18 protein-coding genes are annotated in these 20,466 nt (G+C 45.9%); 12 read left to right on the top strand and 6 right to left on the bottom strand.

All coding sequences use genetic code 11. The annotated features are described in order from the left end of the window. The first annotated feature begins 16 nt into the window (after positions 1-16). The 3 genes from KIV40_RS15835 (at position 17) to KIV40_RS15825 (ending at position 2,914) form a co-directional block, all read left to right on the top strand. Entirely contained in the window at positions 17-367 is a 351-nt protein-coding gene (locus KIV40_RS15835; protein WP_005535753.1) for a hypothetical protein, read from the top strand. Positions 368-389: 22 nt separating this feature from the next. Beyond that, positions 390-2,330 (top strand): alkaline phosphatase D family protein, encoded by a 1,941-nt coding sequence (locus KIV40_RS15830; RefSeq protein WP_285350164.1) that lies wholly within the window; start codon positions 390-392, stop codon positions 2,328-2,330. 143 nt (positions 2,331-2,473) lie between these two features. After that, the gene (locus KIV40_RS15825; RefSeq protein ID WP_285350163.1) at positions 2,474-2,914 is read left to right on the top strand and encodes a TerB family tellurite resistance protein; all 441 of its coding nucleotides are present in this window, start codon (positions 2,474-2,476) and stop codon (positions 2,912-2,914) included. Between the two features lie 201 nt (positions 2,915-3,115). On the opposite strand, the gene KIV40_RS15820 is transcribed toward KIV40_RS15825, so the two are convergent. Together KIV40_RS15820 and KIV40_RS15815 are read right to left on the bottom strand one after the other, a co-directional pair. Continuing rightward, positions 3,116-3,646 carry a 3'-5' exonuclease gene (locus KIV40_RS15820; RefSeq protein ID WP_285350162.1) on the bottom strand — a complete coding sequence of 177 codons (531 nt, stop codon included), beginning with the start codon at positions 3,644-3,646 and terminating at the stop codon, positions 3,116-3,118. Positions 3,647-3,728: 82 nt separating this feature from the next. Further along, positions 3,729-5,270 carry a sensor domain-containing diguanylate cyclase gene (locus KIV40_RS15815; protein WP_285350161.1) on the bottom strand — a complete coding sequence of 514 codons (1,542 nt, stop codon included), beginning with the start codon at positions 5,268-5,270 and terminating at the stop codon, positions 3,729-3,731. 286 nt (positions 5,271-5,556) lie between these two features. Between KIV40_RS15815 and KIV40_RS15810 the strand changes: the two genes are divergently transcribed. From KIV40_RS15810 to KIV40_RS15800, 3 genes are read left to right on the top strand one after another with little or no spacing between them, the layout of a single operon-like run. Next, positions 5,557-6,189, top strand: coding sequence for a DUF2760 domain-containing protein (locus KIV40_RS15810; protein WP_285350159.1), 633 nt, complete (start codon positions 5,557-5,559; stop codon positions 6,187-6,189). After that, positions 6,189-8,153, top strand: coding sequence for an Hsp70 family protein (locus tag KIV40_RS15805; RefSeq protein WP_285350158.1), 1,965 nt, complete (start codon positions 6,189-6,191; stop codon positions 8,151-8,153). Before KIV40_RS15810 ends, KIV40_RS15805 begins: the two co-directional genes overlap by 1 nt. Positions 8,154-8,208: 55 nt before the next feature. Then, on the top strand, positions 8,209-11,034 hold the full coding sequence (locus KIV40_RS15800) for an Hsp70 family protein (protein WP_285350156.1): 2,826 nt from the start codon (positions 8,209-8,211) through the stop codon (positions 11,032-11,034). Between the two features lie 85 nt (positions 11,035-11,119). Here the strand turns inward: KIV40_RS15800 and KIV40_RS15795 are convergent, their stop codons facing one another. After that, positions 11,120-11,314 (bottom strand): hypothetical protein, encoded by a 195-nt coding sequence (locus KIV40_RS15795; protein ID WP_005377692.1) that lies wholly within the window; start codon positions 11,312-11,314, stop codon positions 11,120-11,122. Positions 11,315-11,400: 86 nt separating this feature from the next. On the opposite strand from KIV40_RS15795, the gene KIV40_RS15790 reads away from it, so the two are divergent. After that, entirely contained in the window at positions 11,401-12,087 is a 687-nt protein-coding gene (locus tag KIV40_RS15790) for a DNA-3-methyladenine glycosylase I (RefSeq protein ID WP_017819464.1), read from the top strand. A gap of 84 nt (positions 12,088-12,171) precedes the next feature. Here KIV40_RS15790 and KIV40_RS15785 read toward each other — a convergent pair whose 3' ends face one another. Both KIV40_RS15785 and KIV40_RS15780 read right to left on the bottom strand, forming a co-directional pair. Further along, positions 12,172-13,149 (bottom strand): Gfo/Idh/MocA family protein, encoded by a 978-nt coding sequence (locus KIV40_RS15785; protein WP_053053455.1) that lies wholly within the window; start codon positions 13,147-13,149, stop codon positions 12,172-12,174. Between the two features lie 11 nt (positions 13,150-13,160). Beyond that, positions 13,161-13,448 (bottom strand): putative quinol monooxygenase, encoded by a 288-nt coding sequence (locus KIV40_RS15780; RefSeq protein ID WP_009698079.1) that lies wholly within the window; start codon positions 13,446-13,448, stop codon positions 13,161-13,163. Positions 13,449-13,551: 103 nt separating this feature from the next. Between KIV40_RS15780 and KIV40_RS15775 the strand changes: the two genes are divergently transcribed. The 5 genes from KIV40_RS15775 (at position 13,552) to KIV40_RS15755 (ending at position 19,857) form a co-directional block, all read left to right on the top strand. Continuing rightward, complete coding sequence (locus tag KIV40_RS15775) at positions 13,552-14,427, top strand: LysR family transcriptional regulator (protein WP_285350153.1); 876 nt, start codon at positions 13,552-13,554, stop codon at positions 14,425-14,427. Positions 14,428-14,759: 332 nt separating this feature from the next. Further along, positions 14,760-15,251 carry a type II secretion system protein gene (locus tag KIV40_RS15770; RefSeq protein ID WP_285350152.1) on the top strand — a complete coding sequence of 164 codons (492 nt, stop codon included), beginning with the start codon at positions 14,760-14,762 and terminating at the stop codon, positions 15,249-15,251. Positions 15,252-15,522: 271 nt separating this feature from the next. Beyond that, positions 15,523-17,262: an ABC transporter transmembrane domain-containing protein gene (locus KIV40_RS15765; protein WP_228175682.1), complete on the top strand. Its 1,740-nt coding sequence runs from the start codon at positions 15,523-15,525 to the stop codon at positions 17,260-17,262. A 2-nt stretch (positions 17,263-17,264) separates the two neighbouring features. Continuing rightward, on the top strand, positions 17,265-19,043 hold the full coding sequence (locus tag KIV40_RS15760) for an ABC transporter transmembrane domain-containing protein (protein ID WP_285350149.1): 1,779 nt from the start codon (positions 17,265-17,267) through the stop codon (positions 19,041-19,043). A 265-nt stretch (positions 19,044-19,308) separates the two neighbouring features. Beyond that, a complete protein-coding gene (locus tag KIV40_RS15755) occupies positions 19,309-19,857 on the top strand; it encodes a hypothetical protein (RefSeq protein WP_005433911.1) in 549 nt (182 codons plus the stop codon). 183 nt (positions 19,858-20,040) lie between these two features. On the opposite strand, the gene KIV40_RS15750 is transcribed toward KIV40_RS15755, so the two are convergent. Then, complete coding sequence (locus KIV40_RS15750) at positions 20,041-20,256, bottom strand: hypothetical protein (protein ID WP_005442113.1); 216 nt, start codon at positions 20,254-20,256, stop codon at positions 20,041-20,043. Positions 20,257-20,466: the final 210 nt, after the last annotated feature.

The following is a 20,466-nucleotide window of genomic DNA, read 5'->3' as shown; positions in this document are numbered from 1 at the left end:
AAAGCCGCAGTGAACCGTGAAAGCATCTGAACTCATCACCATAATCAACAACTTGCCTGAAGGTAGTAACCCCGATATCGTCATGGGAGAAGAATGGCTACCTGAACGCTTGGAAAGCACCACACTCGACGGTGACATGCTGTTCATGCACTTCGATAACGCACCAGAAGATAGCCAAGGCGAAGAAGAAGGCCGTGGTTTTGTTGACCATGAAATTGACTTGATTCGTACTCGCCTAAAACAAATCCTTGATGAAGATAGCGACAGTGCGTCAAAAGCCGATGCCATGTTAGGTTTGTTTCTGATGGGACATGAACTTAGCAGCTCACAAGTTATCGAAATACTCGAAGAAGATTCAGAACACTGATTTAAAATAATAGGAAACCGCTTTGCCAACATCGCTCAATACCAACGAACACCCCTCTCTTCCCCTAATTATTGCCGGTCCGATTTTAAGAAAAGTCACCGCAACGGAAGTGAACATTTGGTTGGTGACAACGCAACCTCTCGAAGGCGTGGTTGAAATCAGCGATGCTGGCACGGGTGAACAATACTATTCTCAGCCTGTATCAAAAGAGCACCTATTACAAGTCGGTAAACGTGCTTGGGTTTGCATGCTGACGCTGCAAGGCGAATTTCCTACCCACCGTGCACTGCGTTATCAGCTCCAAACTCAATCCGGTTTGTTAACCGAGTTGATGCCCCATCTTATCTATGGCGAAGATAAGCAATCAGCACAAGGTGTAGAATTCTTGATCAGCGAAAAAGCTGATTATGTATTGCACGGTTCTTGTCGTAACCCACATCATTTTAGTAAGGACACACTCGTCCAAGCAGACGCAAAAGTTGCTAGCCAGCAGATAGAAGACCGCCCAGATATACTGATCATGAGCGGCGATCAAATTTATGCCGATCATGTGGCGGGGCCAATGCTGGACGCCATCGAACAGTTGATCGAGTTGTTAGGCTTACCCGATGAAGAGTTCGAACAAGCGCCGATTAAAAACACGCAAGAGCTGTATCAAAGCCCAGATTGCTTTTATGGCCGAGATAACATTCTGCCCCACTACGTTGACGATGGCAGCTTACTGAGCAAGTTCTTACCTCATCGTGGCACGCCCATCTTCAGCTCGCGCGAATGTGAAAACCATCTCATTAGTTTTGCGGAACTGTTTGCGATGTACCTACTCGTTTGGTCTCCAGTGCCTTGGACGTTAGTCAATCGCGAACGTTTATTGGATAGAAAATTCACCACGGGCGGAAAAACACTAGAGCCAAAATGGCAGCAGCATTGGCGTGACGAGAAAGTTCACATCGATGCTTTTGTTGAAGGTTTGGATAAAGTCCAGCGTTTGCTCGCTCATGTTCCTACTTACATGATCTTTGATGATCATGACGTGACCGACGATTGGAATCTCACAGTTGGCTGGGAAAAAGCAGCCAATGAGAACCTCTTCTCGCATCGCATCATTGGTAACAGTCTGATCGCTTACTGGCTGTGCCAAGGTTGGGGAAACGCGCCAGAAAAATTCAACGCTCCATTTATGGAGCATGCGCGTCGCTACTTTGAACAGCTAACTTCAGAATCCCAAGACGAGTTCATTAAGTACCTGTATCGTTTTGAAGATTGGCACTACACGATTCACACCTCACCAAAAGTGGTGGTGCTGGATACGCGTACTCGTCGCTGGCGCTCAGAGTCTCGTATGAACAAACCATCGGGTTTGATGGATTGGGAAGCCTTGATTGAATTCCAACAAGAGTTGATGCATCAAGACAAAGTGATCATTGTCTCTGCCGCGCCCATGTTTGGTGTGAAGTTTATTGAAACGCTGCAACGCATCATGACGGGCTTTGGTCAGCCATTGCTGATTGACGCAGAAAACTGGATGGCGCACCCCGGCAGTGCGAATACCTTAATCAGTATTTTCACTCACACCAAGACACCAACTAACTTCGTGATTCTCTCTGGTGACGTGCACTACTCTTTCGCTTATGACATCAAGTTGCGCTTTCGCCGCAATAGCCCAAACATCTATCAGATCACTTGCAGTGGGATTAAGAACCAATTTCCTGCACAACTGCTGAGCGCATGTGATGCTATGGATCGCATGTTGTATAGCCCTCGCTCACCATTGAACTTGTTCACAAAGCGCAAGCGTTTGAAGATTTTTAAACGCGCCCCAAGCAATCACAATTTCTACCGATTAGTGAACCAAAGTGCGATTGGCGAGCTGAGACTAGATGAAGATGGAAAGCCAAGTAATATCAGTATTTTAACAGGTAAAGGTGACTCAATATATTTCCCTCCAACACAAGTTGAGGAATAAATCAGCGCTTTTGCGGTCAAACAGAGTATTGAGCAAAATCACCTTCTCAATCGTATGAGTTCTTGATCAAATTGCTTCAAGACCTTGAGATTTTCTCGAACCATTACCATCTTAAATAAATAGATTACAGCTTGGTGTTTAACATGTTTAATTCGCTTACTTCATTATTTAAACAACTTATTGAAGGCTCAGACCTTAGCCAATCCAACTCACTGTCACCCAATATGGCGATAGCATGCTTGCTTTGTGAAGTGGCGGGTGCAGACCATCAAATCGATGAAAGAGAGCAAGCAACTAAACGTTCTCTGATCATGAAATTGCTCTCATTGACGGAAGAAGAGACCAACACCCTCCTCGCTCAAGCTCAAAGCAAATCGAGTGAGTCGACTTCCCTTTATGACTTTACATCTCAGCTGCGTGAGCTTTCTCAAGAAACCCGCTATGATCTCATCAAGAGTATGTGGGAAGTAGCGTACGCTGATGGAGAAGTTGATCCGTTAGAAGATGCCGTCATTCGTAAAACGGCCGAACTGCTCTATGTTGACCACAGTGACTTTATTCGAGCGAAGCTGCAATCTCAGTAAAGCAGCCCCAGGATAAGTAACAACCAATAAAAAACGCGCTACATGAGCGCGTTTTTGTGTCTCTATCTTGGATTCAGCCTAAACAAATCGCCTTTCCTTCCAGAGCCAAGCCAACATTGTTGTTATCTATTAATAACTAATTTAGTGCCGGCTTATGACGAGAAGACTGAATTCCAATGAAAGATTGATGAAAGCCTAGGTTTACAGCATGGTCAGTGCAAGTTTCGCTAAGTTGTACGCATCCACGTAACCCGAATGCTGGCGGCCTTCCCACTCAATACCTTTCGCTTCTTGCGCCGCTTTATGGCCAATACGTTTGTCTTTAAGACGGTTTTGGATTCGGTACAACGTCGCTAAGTTAATGAACTCGGTAAACGGGGCATCAATGCCCTTTTGTTGACACTCTTCTAGCAGAATAAGATCATCACGTCCCCAAGACGCGTAAATCTTGTTACGACCGCCGAAGTTCTTTAGCATCGACTTGAGTACTTCTTCTAGTGGTCGACCTTGTTTTTCAATCTTACGAGGCGTGATACCGGTTAACTCAGCACAGAACAGAGAGACTTCATCGTGCTCTGGTTTCACGTAGTATTGCGCGCGTTTTACGATTTCACCTTTCGACAAATCTATTTCAGCCAAACCAACTTCAATGATCTCGCCCGTGCTACCCAAGCCGTTTTCATTCCAGCAGCACATTTCTAAATCGAAGCAGACGATACGGTTATGGTTCATAGTTTGTCTTGATTCCTAACGTAAATTTGAAAGCGTGAGATTTTACCGTAACCAAACTCAAAACTCGAATTTGCTCGCTGAATTAATCGCCGATCGATACAGAGTTTCGACCATTTTTCTTACTTTGGTAGAGCTGCACGTCCATTTTATGGAACAAACTCTCAGGATCTTCACCTTTGTGCACCGCGGCACCGATACTCAAGGAGCAAATGATAGGCGTGCTTTCGTAGTCAAATGGTGAACTCGCCACGATGCCACGCAACTTGTCTAGATAGGTGGCAAGCTCTTCTTTATCCGTTACCTGCGATAAGATACAGAACTCATCACCACCTGCTCGGTAAAAACGGTCACCATCAAGTAGATTCGCATTCACCAGTTTCGTCACATGCAATAACGCTTCATCACCAGCCAAATGGCCATATTTATCATTAATCAGTTTGAAGCGGTCGATATCGAAGCCAACCAAAGAGAACTTAACGTCACCATTAATGTAGTGCAGCAAGTTATCGTTAAATACGCGTCGGTTGAGCAATTGGGTCAATGGGTCTAATTCCGCCATACGCTTCAGCTCCACGGTTTTACTATCAAGCATGACCGCTAGGCGTTCTTTCTCACGAGATTGAAGGTTGACGATATAACTGATCAACAGAGCGATGACTAAGCCTGCGATGCCGGTGCCGTAAAGCACTGAACGCTCCCAAGCAGAAACCGATTCTGACAATTTGAACTCAACTTGCCATTCACGATTTGGCAGCGTAATGGTCCGACTGATAATTTTGCCATTCAACCCATCCCAATCGGCGCTTTTGAACAGCGCAGGATCGTCGTAAGCATCAAAGCCCATGTCCTCAACTTTGACCGACATATCTAGCTCTGTGGCAGTTTTAGTAATCAATTGGTCAAAGTACACGGTGCTTCGTACCACACCAATGACCACACCAAGCAGCTCGTGTTTGTCGTAGCTAAAAACTGGGTGATAAACCAGCAAGCCTGACTTTTCTAAAGATTGATCGTATCCATCTTGTAGCAGGCGAACTTTGTCAGAAATGTTTGGGCGATTATTCTTAATAATGTCATCAAGAATCAATTCAAATCGCAAACGTGATGAGTAAAAGCCCAGTAATGATAAATTGGTTTCGGTTCTTGGGTAGATGTCTGTTGCAATAAAGGCTGGCGCGCTGTTTTCAAGGATATAACCCTGAGTTCTTGGGCCGTCTTTTGGTACAGTAAAAATCTCAAAAGTAGGATAGGTTTTTCGGGTCTTTTTTAAGTAAGCATCAAGCTCATTTGGCGCCACACGCTCCATCCACTGCAAACCAATTAAGCTCTGTGAACCTTCCACCACTTGTTTCGCGTAGTAAGGAAATTGCGTCCAGTAAGACTTGTCGACGGAGTGAAAGAAGTTGGCCCCAGCACCAATGAATTCGAGATCGTTTTCCACCGCAAGTTTGAGAGATTCCGCTTGGCGGTCAGCCAAGGTATCAAAGATGGTCATGGTGTAACGCTGTTGGATTTTGTAGGCAACACCCACCATGCCTGCGGCAACAATAATGACCGTAATAAAGGCTACAATAGAAGCAGAATATCGTTTGAAAATGCTCTGTTGAGCCGTGCTATATGTCATTTCGTGTTCCACGTTTTTTGCGTGTAATGCTTCGATAATGATGGAAATACTGCGCCACATGTGGGTAAACATCAAGCAACAACGTTTGCCGCTCCGTCTAATCGTTGATTTTTCATGCTAATCATGCGGTATATTCACGAATTATTACAGTCTTAAGCCTTGAATATGCTACCATCCACCATCATTTTAATGTCTAAACTTGGTGCAGGTCGCAAAGACGATCCTTTTAGTAAACACATGAGCCAATACTGAGCACCAATAAATCAATAGAAAGAGAAAAAACGTCATGAACATTGATTTGAACCTAATTCCTCAAACGTTCGATATGCTGCATGCTGGTTTGGCAGCTTCGAGTGTTTTGCTTCTTCTGATCGCGGTATCGCGCAAATCAAAAGTGGTCGAGAAAGTGGTAGAAAAACCGGTCGAGAAAATCGTCGAGGTTGAGAAGCCAGTTGAGAAGATCGTTGAAGTAGAAAAAGTAGTGGAAGTAGAGAAAGTCGTAGAGCGTGTTGTAGAAGTTGAATCAAAACTTGCAACAGCATCAACGGACTCTGCAATGCAGTTGCTATCTATGATGCAACAAGAAGCTCGTCTGATTGACTTCCTAAAAGAAGACCTAACGTCATTCTCTGATGAAGAAGTAGGCGCAGCTGCTCGCGTAATCCACACTGGCGGTCAGAAAGTACTGAACGACTACGTGACGCTAGCGCACGTTCGTAACGAAGACGAAGAAACTCGCATTACGGTTGAAGAAGGCTTCAACCCACAAGAAATCCGCCTAACTGGCAACGTAACAGGCAGCGCGCCATTCAACGGCACGCTAGTTCACAAAGGTTGGAAAGCAACATCAATGACGTTGCCTAAACTGGCTGAGAACTACGATGCATCTGTGATCGCTCCAGCTGAGGTTGAGCTGTAATGGAACACATGAACCAAGAAAACCATTCTCAAGAAGCGTCTGTTGAAATTCAACAGACGCCTAAATTCAGTGTTGGTATCGACTTAGGTACAACACACTGTGTCATGTCTTTTGTTGATACATACAACGAGGACGCTCGCGTTGAAGTGATGCCTATCCCGCAGTTGACTGCGCCGGGCACGGTAGAGACTCGCAGCCAATTAGGATCTTTCCTATACCAGCCGCACCAGCACGAAATGAACCCGCAATCACGCGTTCTTCCGTGGTCGAGCGAGCCAAAAGCTCTGGTTGGTGCAATTGCACGTAACCTAGGTTCGAAAACGCCAATTCGCCTTGTTGCAAGTGCGAAATCTTGGCTTTGCCACGCTGGTGTGAATCGTCGTGATGCCTTCCTACCAGCAGGTAGCCCAGAAGAAGTGGAAAAAGTATCCCCTCTTCGTGCGACAGAGCTTTACCTAGAGCACCTAAAAAACGCTTGGAATCACACGAAACCAAATCACAACCTTGCCGATCAAGACGTAACTATTACAGTTCCTGCTTCTTTTGATCCTGCTGCTCGCGATCTAACTGCAGAAGCAGCACGTAACGTTGGCTTTGTGCACCTAACGCTTCTAGAAGAGCCACAAGCAGCGCTTTACAACTGGATCGATAACAGCAACGACAAATGGCGCGACGAAGTTGAAGTTGGCGACATCGTGCTTGTGGTCGATATCGGTGGTGGTACGACTGACCTTTCTTTGGTTGAAGTAACTGAAGACGACGGCAACCTAACTCTGAACCGTATCGCGGTAGGTGAACACATCCTACTTGGCGGTGACAACATGGACCTTGCACTTGCGTACCGCTTAAAGATGAAGCTAGCGCAAGAAGGCAAAGAGCTACAGCCATGGCAAGTTCAGGCAATGACACACGCATGTCGTGACGCGAAAGAAGCGCTATTGAACGACAGCGAACTTCAGTCAGTGCCAATTGTAGTACCAAGCCGTGGTTCTAAACTGCTTGGCGCAACGCTGAAAACAGAACTGACTCAAGAAGAAGTACAACAAACACTGGTTGACGGCTTCTTCCCTCAAGTTGCGATTGCTGATCACCCTGTTCAACGTAACCGTGGTGCACTAACGCAAATGGGTCTGCCTTACGCACAAGATGCAGGCATTACTCGTCACATTGCTGCGTTCTTGTCTAAACAAGCCAATGCTCTTTCTGCTTCAGGAAATGGCGCAGAAGCAACAGCCCAAGATTTCAACCCATTCGCTAACATGCCTGGTATGCCAGGTGCGGATGCAGCGCAGTCAGCTGACTTCATCAAGCCAACCGCAATCCTATTCAACGGTGGTGTTCTGAAATCGAAACTTCTAGCAACTCGTTTAGAAGACACGATCAACGAATGGCTAATTGAAGCAGATGCAGAAATGGCAAAACGCCTAACAGGTGTGGATCTAGACCTTGCGGTTGCTAGCGGTGCGGCTTACTACGGCTCTGTGCGCCGTGGACAAGGCGTTCGTATCCGTGGTGGTATTGCTTCGGCTTACTACGTGGGTATCGAAAGTGCGATGCCAGCGATTCCGGGCATGGCGCCTCCAATGGAAGCACTGTGTGTGGCACCATTTGGTATGGAAGAAGGCTCAAGCGTTGACGTACCAAGCCAAGAGTTTGGTTTGATCATCGGTCAGCCAGTTAACTTCCAATTCTTCGGCTCAACGGTTCGTCGTGATGACCTAGCAGGTACTCACCTAGACTACTGGGCACCAGAAGAGCTTGAAGAGCTTCCAGAAATCCAAGTAACGCTGCCAGTATCTGAAGGGCGCCGTGAAGGTGAAGTGGTTCCGGTAACCCTAGCCTCTCGCGTGACAGAGCTTGGTACGCTTTACTTAGAAGCCATTGCCGCTGATAACGGTCAAAAATGGCATGTTGAGTTCGATGTGCGCGAAGACGCGAAAAGCAACTCAAACGAAGAAGAATAAATAGAAATCAAACGGCATCCAATCGGGTGCCGTTTTTAAATACACGAAGGTTTGTATGGCATCTCCTCGTTTTCTTGTTGGTATTGACCTTGGCACCACAAACACTGTGGTGGCGTACTGTGAAATCACCGACAACCTTGAACAATCCGAAGTATCCCTATTCGACATCGACCAATTGATTGGTCCGGGTGAAGTGGTTCGTAAGCCACTGCTGCCCTCTTTCCGCTATCACCCAGCGGTTGGTCAAATCTCCCCTTCTGACCTGACACTCCCTTGGGAAAACGAAACTGTATCTGGCGACATTAGTAATGTGATCGTGGGTGAATGGGCTCGTGAATTAGGCGCAAAGGTAGAAGGACGTCAGGTATCCAGTGCAAAAAGCTGGCTATCGCACCAAGCAGTGGATCGTAGCTCAGATATTCTTCCTTGGGCTGGTGCGCAAGACGTAGATAAAGTCTCACCTGTCATTGCCAGTGCAAGCTACCTCAACCACATTCGCCAAGCATGGAACTACCGTCACCCTAGCAACAAGCTAGAAGACCAAGATATGGTTGTGACCGTTCCAGCTTCGTTCGATGAAACCGCTCGTAAACTCACGCTTGAAGCGGCTGAGCTGGCAGGTTTAAAGAAAATCGTCCTGCTCGAAGAGCCACAAGCCGTATGTTACGACTGGTACGCACGCCACCAGCAAACCGCAGCTGATGAACTCAAAGAGTTACCGCTGATTCTGGTGTGCGATGTGGGTGGTGGTACCACCGACTTAAGCTTGATTGAAGCAAGTTTCTCTTCACAAAATGAGCTAGCCCTTGATCGTATTGGCGTTGGCGAGCACTTGATGCTTGGCGGTGATAACCTCGACTTAGCATTAGCGCACCTTGCAGAGAGCCGCCTTTCTCAAAATAAAGGGGAACAAAGTAAGAAGCTCACTGCAGCAAGCCTGACTAAGCTGATACAGCAAACTCGCAAGGCGAAAGAAAACCTACTTTCAGCGAGTGCACCTGAAGAAGTAAAAATCACCATGCTAGGCAGCGGCTCGAAACTTCTTGGTGGAACAAAGAGTATTGGGCTGAGCAAACAAGAAGTACACCAAATCGCTTTGGATGGCTTCTTCCCGCTTTCTGATTTCAGTGAAGTACCAGACAAACGTCGCAGCGCCGTTGTCGAGTTTGGCCTTCCATACGTTGCTGACCCAGCAGTGAGCAAACACGTAGCCGAGTTCTTAACGACGCATCAGCAAGTGTCTCGTGCCGCTCTCAGCATTGAAGACGACAAACAAAACGCCATTCCAGTCGGTTTGCTACTTAATGGTGGTGTGTTCAACAGTGAGCTTGTGACAGAACGTGTCACTACCCTCCTTTCCAATTGGCGCGGTGCTCCGGTTACGGTATTAGACAACCCACATCCAGATTGGTCTGTTGCGCTAGGTGCCGTTGCATTTGGTAAAGCACGTCGTGGCGCACAACTTAAAATTGGTGGTGGTGCAGCGCGTTCTTACTTCTTACATCTTCAAGAGAAGAACAAGATGGGTAAAGCGCTCTGTTTGCTCGCAAAAGGCACAGAAGAAGGTCACGAGATCCGCTTAAGTGGTCGTCGCTTCTCACTTACCCTAGGTGAGCCCGTTCGCTTTAACCTGCTGACTTCTACCCACGATACCTTAACCAATAACACCGCCATTCAAAACGGTGTGATGGTTGACGTTGATCCCGACTTGTTTGCCCCTCTGCCGCCTTATATCACCACCCTTGAAGGTGAAGGAGCCGAACTGCAAGCCAACCAAAAAGAGCGCGTAGAAGTACAACTGGCGTGTCAGTTGACGGAAGTCGGCACGCTTAAGATGGAATGTGTCAGCGCGGAAGACGATAACAAACGTTGGGAGCTGGAATTCGAAGTTCGTAACAAGCAAACTGACGACAGTGAACAAGTTAAACTTCACCCTAAGTTGAACGAATGTAAGGAGCTGATCGCTCGCCTTTACAGCGGCAATAAGAAAAGCGCGGAAAGCAAAGAGATCAAAACCTTAGCCAAAGATCTTGAGAAGAAACTTGGCAAGCGCGATGAGTGGGATTTCACGACCCTACGTCAACTGTTCGATACCTTTGCACAAGGTCGTAAACGTCGCCGTCGCTCTGAACAGCACGAGAAAAACTGGCTTCGTTTGGCAGGGTTTGCACTGCGTCCGGGCTTTGGCGATCCAACCGACTCATGGCGCATTGAACAAGTTTGGGGTCTCTACCAACAAAACATTCAGTTTAAGAACCATCAAGGTTGGACTGACTGGTGGGTGTTCTGGCGCCGTATCGCAGGTGGATTAAGCCAAGAGCAACAAGAGAACATCTTGGCGGATATCGCGAAATTCCTACACCCTGGCGCGATGAAAAACCCACAATCAGCCAAAGCGGCACAAGACATGGGTTATGAATCCATGGTTCGATTGGCGGCATCGCTTGAACACCTAGAAGTCGAAGACAAAGTTCTATTAGCAACGTGGTTCTTGAGCAAAGCCATCAACCACAATCAGTTCGAACAAGCGCACTGGTGGGCAATGGGTCGCTTGGCATCGCGTACGCCTTTGTATGGCAGCCAGCATAATGTCATTCCTCGCGAACAAGCGGAACAGTGGTTACCTAAGCTGTTGGAACAGAACTGGCAGAAAGAGCCAATGATCGCTTTCGCGGCCGTAATGATTTGTCGTAAGACGGGCGACCGCCTATTTGATATCTCTGACGACTACCGTGAACAAGTTCTCACTAAGCTCAAGCAAAGCAAGGTACCTGAATCTTGGGTATCACTGGTTGAAGAAGTCAAAGAGCTATCTGAGAGCGAATCGAAGCGTATCTTCGGTGACGCACTACCAAGCGGTCTGACGCTGGTAAATAACTAAGCTCCCATGCTTATAAGCGCAACAAAGCCCTTCAAGTGAAGGGCTTTGTTTTATCTGATTCTAATAGCTGATGAAAGTCGGCTCGTTAGTTCATTTCCGTATTGATCACCACATCACGCGTTTCATTATCCATATCACTGATGCCAACAACTGAGATTTCACGGTCAGATAAATTCTCAATCATGCTGTCTTCTAACCCACCGTCCGTCATCCACGCATAGAATTTTTCTGCAATACGATCCGAACCTTCCCCGACAAACGTTAATGTGACCTTCTTCATTTGTGACACTCCATCAATTTACGATTCAGCCACTTAAGCGTAGTATGTTTCGTAAATATCGACATAAATCAGGACTAACTTCTTTTATGAGTATCGAAAAATTTGACGCGATTTATCAGCGCGCTGCCGAGCGTAAAGGTGGTGAAGATCAACTTGAAGCGCTTTTGTCTCATCCACTAAGCAAAGAAGAATTGGCAGCGATTCCCGACGACCGTTGGTTGGCCGCTTTTTCGATGAAGGTATTCCAAAGTGGGATTTCGTGGAGCGTGGTTCGCAACAAATGGCCGAACTTCGAAGAAGTATTCTTCGGATTTAAGATTGAGCCGTTGTTGATGCTGTCAGACGAGCAATGGGAAACCAAAGCAACCGACAAACGCATTATTCGCCACCTCACCAAAGTCATGTCGATTCCTGCCAACGCTCGTATGATCCACGAAGCAAAAATCGAATACGGCTCGTTTGGCAAAATGGTTGCCGATTGGCCGCAAGAGAAAATCACCGACCTATGGGCATATTTGAAGAAACACGGTAATCGCCTAGGTGGAAATACCGGTCCTTACACACTTCGCCAAATGGGCGTTGATACCTTTATCTTGTCTAGCGACGTTGAGGCTTACCTGCGTAATTGCAAGATCATTGAAGGTGGCAAAGACACTAAAAAGTCGCTCGACGCCACCAACAAAGCGTTTGTGCAATGGCAACAAGAAAGTGGCAGAAGCCTGTCTGAAATCAGCCAAGTTATTGCGTTCAGCACCGGCGATAATCGCATTTAACCGAGATTAAACCCAAAATACAAACGGCGCACTGATCATTGGATTTAGTGCGCCGTTTTTATGTTCATTGGTTAAAGTACAGACTTACTTTGAAGCCAGTGATTCCCACTCAGTCAGTATCTGCATAATGCGGTGAGAGTCTTCCCATGTTGCACAAGGGTTTTCTAACGAGGTACGCCCCTCCTCAACCGCTTGGCGAATAGTGCGCACTTGATAGAAGAAAGCGTCCCCAGCTGCCGGTACAAACACTTCACGCTTCGACGTCTCGTAAATTTCCACACTAAACTGGTTATCTTGCGTTGGGAGCCATGGGTTCGAGTCTAACGTAATACAGCCTTTGCTACCCAGAATGGTGAATTGGTGTTTCAATCCGTGATCTTCGGCGGTATGCACGCTCGCCGTTTGTTGCTCACCGAATTGCATCATCAAGCTCGATTCACAGATATTCCCATCGTTACCTCGTCGACCAATCGCCGTCATAGAGCGGTTTCCAAAGGCTTGTTCACCCAACATGGTTTTCACCACCAAGTGCACCAATGATATTGGGTAGCAACCTAAATTATACAAAGCACCTTTGCTGTCTGGATTAACAAACTGCGCAATCGACGCAATATAAGAAGTATGGATGGAGCGAAGTTCACCGATCTCTCCCGATTTAAGCACCGAAAGTAACTCGCTGATCAACGGGTGATGCAAGTACATCAAGCCTTCAGCAAAGAATACCTTGTGCGATTCGACTGCCTTTAGAGCCAGCTCAGTTTTTTCCATATCTACCGAAAGTGACTTCTCACAAAGAATCGCTTTACCCTGCTCTGCCGCTTTGACGATAAAGTCATGATGAAGGTGATTTGGCAGTGCGATGTAAATAATGTCGACTTGTTCATCGGCAATCAACGCATCGTAATCGGTGAAGGTATTCTCGATGCCATATTGCTCAGCAAATGCATTCAAGTTCCGTTCCGAACGTCCAGCAACTGCGTAGAGCTTACTCTTGTCATCGCCTTGGATTGCCTCTGCCATGACACCTGAGATAAAGCTTGTGCCTAAAATGCCCCATTTCATGTTCACGTCTCCTATTGCGCTTGAGTTTCGAATGCTTGGACTAACTCTGCCATTTCAGCTGCAATGAACGCTTGTGTATGCGGCATAGCAAAATGCGCTTCAATCGCGGCGCGGTTTTCATATCGCTCCCAAAGAATCACACGCAGTGGGTCTTTCGAATCGTAGGTCGCATTCGCTTGCAAACACCCAGCTTCGCTCTGCATATCAAGGCAAAATTGTTCAATGGTCTCAACCACTTGTTGTCTTGGCTTATCGGCATTCATTTTCAGTTCGGCGGTAACAAAAATCGTCTTGCTCATGATGGATCTCTTTCTCCACTCTTAATCATACGTCCACTGTAATTAACCTCATATGATTGATAAACTCTGCTTTAGTTATTTTTTTATCAACTCTGGGTGTGCAATGGACAAATTAACAAGCATGAAAGTTTTTGCTTACGTGGTCGAACATCGCAGCTTTCGTAACGCCGCACACCACTTTGATATTTCACCAACCATGGTTGGCAAGCACGTGAGCTTTCTTGAGCAAAGCTTAGGTACACAGCTAATTCATCGCACCACGCGCAAACAGTCCCTAACTGAAGCTGGCAGACTCTACTATCAAGAGTGCCATCGCATTATTGAAGACATCACCAACGCAGAGAACTTAATCCAGACGCTTATTAACCGTCCAACCGGAACAGTGAAAGTTAACTGCCCTGTCACTTATGGCAAAAAGGTCATTGCACCCATCGTGGCTGACTTCTTAGCAGAATTTCCCGATTTAAACGTTGAGCTGATGTTGGATAACAATTTGATTGACCCATATCGAAGTGAAGCAGACGTGATTATTCGTATCGGAGAGTTAGTCGATTCGTCGTTAGTCGCAAGAAAGCTGGGTGAATACCACATGACTTATTGCGCTTCCCCCTCTTATCTTGAGCAGCATAAGCCTATCCAGTCACTTGAAGATTTAGAGCATCATCATTGTTTGGGCTTTCACTATCACCAAGGGGAAAGCCAACAAGTGGTGAATATGCCATCTAATACCTTTGGAAACCGCAACACCCGATTAACGTCTAATAACGGTGATGTGCTGAAGTTTGCCGCGTTAAAAGGCTCTGGCGTTCTGCTGCAACCAAAGATCTTAGTTGAACAAGAAATCCAATCTGGCGCATTGGTGGAAATTCTCCATCAACATACTCCCAAGCCAAAGCCGATCCACCTGCTTTACCGTTCAAAACAGCTTTCCCTTAAAAATCGTACTTTTGTCGAATTTGTTCTTTCTGAGATAAACTAACCTACCTCTCGTCGCCAAAAGCCGATTTTATTTACCCTGATAAACTTCTCCAGTGCGTTAGTGATACAAATGCCACACTCACCAGAGGGAATTCACGATTGAGGGCATCATGTTCCACGCCTTATTCCAACACGTATTTCATCTCTTCTTATTGAGAGAAGGCTTACTTTTTGTGTGAGAATGAATGAGTTTCTCCTGCAATTTTAAGCAACTTGTTTTATATATTAGAACCGAACCATTCATCGCATAACTTCATTCTTTTTCAATACCTTTACAACCATAATTTTATTCCAGAATAGCAGACTATAAAAACACATATTCGGAGGTTGGTTGTGCGTAATACCAAAGGTTTTACACTGATAGAATTGGTGGTTTGTATCGTCATTCTTGGCGTGGTAAGTGTCGTTGCGCTCCCAAAATTTCTTGGTATCCAGAAGGATGCACGCATCGCTGTCTTGTATGGTGCACGTGAGGCGCTGATGACCGCCAACAATCAGGTCTACGCAAAAGCCGTGATCCAGTCGCAAGAAAACGTCGATTCTGGAGAGCTGATGAACATTGACTTGGACAACGACGGCGTTAACGATTTGATTGGCTATTACGGCTATATTAAGAATGTGATTCCGGCTCACGATTTGGCGGGATTTGATCCTCAGTTAACCATCAATCGCTTGTATGGCGTCGAAGACGAAGAAGAACCCTACTTTCTTATCGGCTTCGCAAATAAGCCTGTCGACATTTTTCATCTTTGCTACGTAGAGGTGTATTATCCGAAAACCGCAGGTGGTCAAATAAAATACGGAATTCAAACCAGAGACTGCTAAAACCGATAAAAACCAGCTTCAAGAGTGATACTTTTGGAGCTTTTCCCCGTCTTTGAGACAGAACTTCGCAAAAATAGCATTTAACAATAATTTCACAATATCTTGTTACATCCTCGCCTTTCAGCAATACATAAGGTTGCGATTCATAGAGCCTCTATAAAATCGATACATTGTGTTGTTTTTCATTTCGCTCAAAAATTATGCTTGTAAACTCATCCATTCGCTCAATAATGGTTCCATAATAAATTCAATAATTTAAGCAGGAGGCGAAATGAGAATATTCTGGCAGCTACGTTGGTATTTCCAACTAAAGTGGAAGCAGTATGTGGGGTCAATCCTACTATTTGCCGTCATTTCCGCCCTTCAGCTTGTCCCTCCCAAAGCGGTCGGCATTATTGTTGATGGCGTGGTCGATAATACCCTCGAAACCAGTACCTTAGTGATGTGGTTATTAGGACTTATCGTGCTATTTTTTGCAATATATGGCTGTCGAATTCTATGGCGGATATGGTTATTTGGCGCGAGTTGGGAATTAGGCACTATTTTGCGTAATCGCCTCTATCGTCATGTCTCTACTCAGCCCCCTCGATTCTTTGAACGATACAAAACCGGCGACCTAATGGCTCGTGGTACGAACGATGTGCGCAACATTGTCATGACTGCTGGTGAAGGCGTTTTGACCGCAGCCGATTCTCTGATCACTGGTATCGCTGTACTGATCATCATGGTGACGCAAATCAGTTGGAAGCTAACCGCAATGGCACTATTGCCGATGCCGTTTCTTGCCATCATTATCTTCTTCATCGTACGTATTCTGCATAAACGATTCAAAATCGCACAAGAAGCCTTCTCTACGATGTCAGACATGACTCAAGAGTCACTAAATGGCGTGCGTATGCTGCGTGCTTTTGGGTTAGAAAACCAAGAGCAGCAACGTTTTGAAGAGGTTGTCGATGATACGGGTGAGAAGAACATCGCCGTTGCTCGTGTCGATGCACGCTTCGACCCAGCGATTCAGCTGACCATCGGCATGTCTTTCTTTTTGAGTGTTGCTTCTGGTGCCTACTTAGTTGACCAAGGTGATATCACACTCGGGGATTTGACCGCCTTTACTATGTATTTGGGCCTTATGATCTGGCCGATGCTGGCATTCGCATTCCTGTTTAATATCTTGGAAAGAGGCTCTGCTGCGTGGAACCGTCTGCAAGAAATCTTCGACGAGAAGCCAGAGATCGTCAGTGGTGAAACGCCATTAGGCACTCAACCTTTGCCTTTGCAGATCAAGATTGACGAATTCCACTGGTCTAAAGAGCTGCCACCAGCACTAACTGATGTTCACATCACCCTTGAGCCAGGAAAAATGCTCGGCATTGCGGGACCTGTCGGTAGTGGTAAATCCACGTTACTAACCTTACTGCTTCGCCAACACGATATGGATAACGGTACGATTCAATTTGGTGATGTCAAAATTAAGGACGCAGTTTTGCCAGAGTGGCGAGAGCGTTTCGCAGTGGTTAACCAAAGCCCGTTCTTGTTCTCTAAATCTATCTTCGAAAACATTGCTCTGGGCAACCCTAGCGCATCAAAAGAAGACGTTTATCGAGCAGCCAAACTGGCTTGTATTCACGACGATATTGAGAAGTTTCCTGAAGGCTATCAAACAGAAGTGGGTGAAAAAGGCATCACCCTCTCTGGTGGTCAGAAACAACGTATCGCTATTGCACGCGCTATGCTGCTCAATGCCCAAGTATTGGTATTGGATGATGCCCTGTCTGCTGTGGATGGTCGTACCGAGCACCAGATTCTAAAGAACTTAGAAACTTACTACCGTGAGCAGTCATTGATTGTTATTGCCCACCGCCTCACTGCTCTGGAAGCAGCAGAAGAGATTGTGGTGCTCAATCACGGACACATTGCCGAGCGCGGCCAGCATGGGACACTTCTGGAACGTCAGGGGTGGTATGCGGAAATGTACCAGTACCAAAAACTAGAACAGGCAATGGAGGACTAATCATGAAGCAATCGACAACGTTTAAACGGTTAATGTCTTACCCATTGTCGCAGCCAAAACCCATGCTAAAAGGCTTGGCACTACTGTTTATCGCGGCGTTAGCCAGCGCTGGTGGGCCATGGCTTGTTCAATACTTTATTGATGAACACATCGCTAAAGGGGATTACTCGCGCGACATTTTAATATCACTCGCAGCAGGCTACATTGCCTTACAACTTATCTCGGCGGTGTTTCAATACTTCCAATCATTGCAATTCAGTATTGTGGCAACCAACACGATCAAAACGATTCGCAAGCAGGTTTTCTCTGGTGTGATAAAGCAGCCTTTATCGGCATTTGACTACACTCCTGCGGGTAAGTTGGTGTCTCGAATCACCAACGATACAGAATCGCTGCAACAGTTTTATGAGTTACTTATCGCCACCGTGGTGAAAAACGCAGTGATGATCTTGGTGATGTTGGGCGTGATGTTTTACATGAGTTGGAAGTTGACCATCGTCTTGTTGGTACTGCTACCAATCGTGATCGGCTTTATGTACTTGTTCAAAAAGCTCAGCACAGAAAGCTATCGAAACATGCGTGATCTGCTGACCGACATTAACGCCAATTTGAGTGAATCCATTCAAGGAATGAGTGTGGTGCAGTTAATGCTGCAAGAAGAACGTTTCAACAAACAGTTTAACGGCCTAACCGACGACCATCTGGTTGCCTCTAAAAAAGTGATTCGCTTGAATGGCTACCTCTTACGCCCCCTGATGGATTTACTTGCAGGCCTTGCCCTACTCTCTCTTGTGGCTATTTTTGGCTTTAATGGTGTCGAACTGATTGGTGTGGGTGTCCTGTACGCTTTCATCAGTTACCTAGCGCGCGTAACCGAGCCTTTGATCGAGATGACACAGCAGTTGGCATTGCTTCAGCAAGCATTGGTATCGAGTGAGCGTGTATTCGAGTTGATCGATGCGAAAGAGCAAACTTACGGCGATGACCATAAGCCACTGCAAACTGGCGCGATTGAGCTTAACAACCTAACTTTCAGCTACGATGGCAAACAAGACGTCTTGAAAGACATTTCGCTGAAAGCATCGCATCAAGACTTTATTGCGCTTGTTGGCCACACCGGTAGCGGTAAGAGCACTCTCGCTTCTTTGCTCATGGGGTTCTACCCAACCGAAATCGGTGAACTGCTGATTGATGGGCGTCCGTTGAAGTCTTTAGGCAAAGACGTACTGCGCAAAGACGTTGCCATGGTTCAGCAAGACCCACATATTCTCCCTGCCAGTGTGCGTGAAAACGTCTCTTTGGGAAGAACGATAGAAGATGTGCAGATTTGGGATGCACTTGAAAAAGTGGGATTAGCTGAACAGATTCGTTGTTATCCGAATGGATTGGATACTCAGCTTGGCCAAGGTGAAACAAACCTATCGGCAGGTCAAAAACAATTGCTTGCACTCGCTCGTGTACTTGTCGCTAAGCCTAAGATTCTGATTTTGGATGAGGCGACGGCAAACATTGACTCAGGTACAGAAGCGTTAATTCAAAAAAGCCTTGAAGTGCTTCGTCAAGATATGACGCTTGTAGTAATCGCTCACCGCCTATCGACGATTTTAGATGCCGACCAAATCATCGTTCTTCACCATGGAGATTTAGTAGAGAGCGGCACGCACAGAGCGCTGTTAAAACAAAATGGTCGTTACGCGCAAATGTACCAACTTCAACAAGCGAATCGTCATATTCAGCAAATCGAAGAGGAAGACGACAAGCAATTCGAGGAAGCTGTTTAAACAGCCTACACGACAAGCCAACACTGACTTTAAGCCCGTTAGCCATGCTGCGGGCTTTCTTTATGCTAAAGTTCCGTTAATAATCTAAACAATTTCTTTATTTCTTACCTATTATTGACATAACCACTCGCTATTACCTGTGAGGTCGTTGTAAAATCGCATTATTAACCGACTCGACTAACCTCAAGTAAAGCGTTCTGCGCTTAGCTTGGTTGCTCGCGTCTGCCTATTTCCATATTGCATATTAATTTCATGACGGAAGTCCATGGACCAAGATAAGTTTACTAACATCTATCGCTTGCCAGGTTCGCTACAAATACGAATCGCTAAATGGCAAAAAACTTTCCGCGGCACATCTGATTTAGTTCTTCATCAGGTGCTAATGGAACGTAATAAGCAATTCAAGAAGCCAAGCTTTTTACCCAAGAGCTGGTGTATTTCTCCTATCGATGAGAATGACATCACCATTACTCATCACGGTAAATACATTCAAACCGTCATGCGCACCATGATAGACAGAAAGGTCTCATATAAACGCCTTTTCTTGTCGCGAATGGAGGCAGAGAAAGGTGAAAAAGTCCTGCATGATTACAAGCTTGAATGGGTGAGAAAGCACAATCAGGTCGCTAAAAAGTACAACCAAATCAAGAAAAAGCAGTACATGAACTTTGCGAGAGAAGAGGAAGAGACACTTTACCCTTCTATCCCTAAAGGCGAGTTTGACAAAACACTGTGGAATAAATTGGTGGTTTCGACTTTTGGCCCCGAGAAAAAGTACAAGAACCCCCATTTTGTACGTAAAGCAGATTTCTAAAAAATCCCCCGACTGTTCGGGGGATTTTTTTATGCTTTCGACATATTAATAGTGACATTGTCACTAAAGGGTGAATCATGATTGTTATTAGCGGAGCGAGTGTGGCAATTGCACAGCACCCGCTGGTAATAAAGCTGCGGCGGTGAGAAAAGTAAGATGAGAGCCGCAGCGTTGTTGAACCAGTTAATGACGTGCGTCAGCGCCAAACTCTACTTCTTTATAGATATCGGCCAGTGACTTCTTACCTTGTTTGTCCTTGGCTGAACGCTTTCTTGGTTGGTAATGATACTCTTGGTCTTGCAAAGCTTCTTCATGTTCCTTTGCAGACTCTACGAATTCAGCATTCGCAAGTGCTTGTTGGCGTAAGCGGTTTACTCTTTCTAGGGTTTCCCACAACATACTTCACCTCCAAACGATTTACTGTATACATATACAGTGTTATTTATTCTGACCTCCTAGTCAATCTTTTGAGTCCCTTCACGGTTTGCTCCTCTACTCTCACATTAAGCCCATACCAGCATAGTGCTCTGGGTACTTGTGAATGATCTGTTTTAGATAGCCTTGATGATCACGCAAGGCATTCACGCACTCCCATTCAAAAAAATGGTT

This window comes from Vibrio sp. D173a (genome assembly GCF_030248475.1).
This window is presented reverse-complemented; position numbering and strand designations above follow the sequence as displayed.